3 protein-coding genes are annotated in these 2,913 nt (G+C 64.3%); 2 read left to right on the top strand and 1 reads right to left on the bottom strand.

Features of this window, described 5'->3' with window-relative positions; all coding sequences use genetic code 11:
* Positions 1–193: 193 nt before the first annotated feature.
* On the top strand, positions 194–901 hold the full coding sequence (locus ABD747_RS18470; protein ID WP_344807307.1) for a creatininase family protein: 708 nt from the start codon (positions 194–196) through the stop codon (positions 899–901).
* Positions 902–1,183: 282 nt separating this feature from the next.
* Entirely contained in the window at positions 1,184–2,023 is an 840-nt protein-coding gene (locus ABD747_RS18475; protein WP_344807309.1) for a DUF2804 family protein, read from the top strand.
* Positions 2,024–2,661: 638 nt separating this feature from the next.
* On the opposite strand, the gene ABD747_RS18480 is transcribed toward ABD747_RS18475, so the two are convergent.
* Complete coding sequence (locus tag ABD747_RS18480) at positions 2,662–2,835, bottom strand: integrase core domain-containing protein (protein ID WP_344807311.1); 174 nt, start codon at positions 2,833–2,835, stop codon at positions 2,662–2,664.
* Between the last annotated feature and the right edge of the window lie 78 nt (positions 2,836–2,913).

Below are 2,913 nucleotides of genomic sequence, written 5' to 3' on the forward strand. Positions count from 1 at the left end.
TACGCCAGCGCCGGCGAAATCGAAGCCGCCTGCGAAACGGGCGTGCGAGCCGCCTCAGTCCTCAAGCTCGCACCTTCGGCCAGGACCTCGAGCGCGCTGCGACGGCTTCGTGGCCGACTAAATCCTCATCGTCGGCGCCGAGATGTGGCAGACCTTCGAGAAGTCCTAGCTGAGGCAGTTTAGTGTTCTGGCCATGGACTTCGTGTCGATGGCCACGTCACACGACGAGCGTGCCAGGAACTCCAGCGTGGCAGTGCTGCCCGTGGGCAGCTTCGAGCAGCACGGGGGCCATCTTCCGCTCGCCACTGACACTCTGATCGCGTGCATCGTCGCGAAAGCGATCGCAGAGCTTCACGACGTGTTCGTCCTGCCACCGATCACGATCAGTTGCTCACACGAACACGCAAACTTTCCCGGGACGGTCAGCATCACGTCATCGACCCTGACCCGAATGATCGACGACATCCGCGACTCACTGCGCTCCCAAGGCATTGAAAAGCTCGTCCTCGTAAGTGGCCACGGAGGGAACTACGTCCTAAGCAATGTCGCCCAGCAGGCGAATGCCGATGCCCGTACGATCCTCCTGTATCCGAGCGTGGCCGACTGGGACCGTGCGCGTATCGCTGCGGGACTCCAGACCACCGCTCACGACGATATGCACGGTGGCGAGGGCGAAACCTCGATCCTGCTTCACTACGCATCGTCGACGGTGCGAGACGGGTGGAGCTCAGCCGACCACGAGGCAGCCAGCCGGCCGGACTTCTTGACTCTCGGTATGCGCGGATACACCGAGAGTGGCATCATCGGCCGCCCCTCCCTCGCAACGGCCGACAAAGGGAAGCGACTCGTCGAAGAGCTGGCAGCCGGCGTCGCCCCACATCTTTCGATTCTCGGCTGCTAAGCCTATGCATAGCCAACGTTGGCGTGCTGGGAGTACATGAATCGATCCCGCCAACACAACAGCATCAGCCCCAAGGGCTGCAACGCTCGTGTCCTCAGCTGTGTTCTGCTGTACGCCAATGGATCGCTGCCCGCTTGTGCAGCCCAAGGCTGTACCACCGGGAATCACGCCACCTGGCACGAATTCGAGTTCGTGGGGCTGAGATCGAGGTAGCGATAACGACGGGATACCAACACCAAAAATGGTGCAGTACGAACGTCCTTGTCAGCCCACACTGATCTCATGCACGACCTGGCTTATCGAGGTGACGGCACGGGTCGTCCATCCGCCGTGTGGATCCCGCCGTCGACCGCGCCGATGGTGCGCGGATCCACGCTCCGGAAGTGTTGGCGGTATGTCGGGGTTTGGGGGCCGACGATGTCCCTGTGTGCCGCACAGGTCAAGGTTGGTCCCATCGGTCAGGAGTTTTGGGCGGTGTGGCAGCGCGGTGCCGGAGTGTTGCATCAGCGCACCCGCATGTCCGGCGGCCGTGTCAACGCCACGGGAGATCGTCTCGTCGTACGTGACGGCCGGGTCTCGATAGATCTTCAGCTGGTCCCGGTCGTCGGCGCCGCCGTTGAGGTCGTGACTCCTGTCGGTGCTGCATGGACGTGGACCCGCAAGGTTGTCGCGCATGCATCCGGAGAGGTACACATCGGTCGGGTGCGGTACGTGGTCGAAGCGGCGGCCCTGATCGATGACAACGGCGGCTTCCATCCGCGACGTACCCATTGGTGGTGGGCCGCCGGAGCTGGCACGCTCACCGATGGGCGCGCCGCCGCGTGGAACGCCGTGGTTGGGCTCAACGACCGGCCGCCCAATGACGAGAACACCCTGTGGATCGATGGCGTGCCCCAGCAGACCGGGCTTGTCTCCATAAGTCGGGATCTGAGATCCACGACGTTCGACGGCGGCCGGGTGCTCAGCTTCACAACAGATGTCGAGCGGTTGAGAAGGATGAACTTCGTCGTGCTTCGCTCGACCTACCGGTCACCGTTCGGAACCTTCAGCGGAACTCTCCCCGGGGGCCTGGAACTCGCTGAGGGGTATGGCGTCATGGAGGACCACAGCGCCGTCTGGTGATCGATGCTCTACCTTCATTCGTATTGAGCCGGGCGAATTCGGAGCCGCGGCCTCCACCATGAAGGCGCGTCCGCCATACGGCGGCCACAGCACCGGCACCGCACCCCAGGACATACCACCGCACACTGCACGCTCACCCTCGACACGCCGACCGCGACATCGGTCACCGACGCCCACCACCACGGCACCGCCTCCAGCCACTGCTCGACCTTCGACACGACACCAGACCAGAGCCATTGCCGGCCCCCGAATCCGGACGGCGCCCACGAGCACCGCCGCTCAGGATCGGCTGATCACGGCCAGGTGTTAAGCATCAGCTGACGCAGAACGGTCAAGCATCACCCGCGACAGGACACCTGTCTGGCCCCGCCTGCCCCGCCGCCTGCCCGCTGTGCCGCGCGCTGTGCCCACCTGTCTGGACCGCCCTGTCTGGACCGCCTGCCTGGACCTGGCAATCCCCTCGAACCGTGGAGGCTCCTCTTAGCTGGTTTTTGATCTTGTGGGGCCGGCTCCCGATGGAGGCCGAAGGGTGGCGCCCGGAGCCGGTGTCAGGGCTGGCCGCAGGCCACCCCGGAGGGGCTTGGCCTTGACACCGGTGAGGACGACACCATCATCTGCTGATCGGGTGCAGGTCATGGTCAGGCGCCGAGCTCGTAGCCGATCGGAGACCGCATTCCGATCGAGGAGTGGCGCCGATCGGAGTTGTAGTCGTCGATGAACGCCGCCACCGCGGCCCGCGCGCTGGCCCGGGTGGGGAAGTGCTCCACAGCTCGGAGTTCGAATTCCAGGGTAGAGTGCCACGACTCGATCACGGCATTGTCCAGGGCTTATCCGGCTAATCGGGCGGGTTGGAAGGTGTTGGCCGGTTAACGGGGTCAGCTGCTATGTGG

Origin of the sequence: Microlunatus ginsengisoli, from assembly GCF_039537205.1 — a bacterium.
Taxonomy (GTDB): Bacteria; Actinomycetota; Actinomycetes; order Propionibacteriales; family Propionibacteriaceae; genus Microlunatus; species Microlunatus ginsengisoli.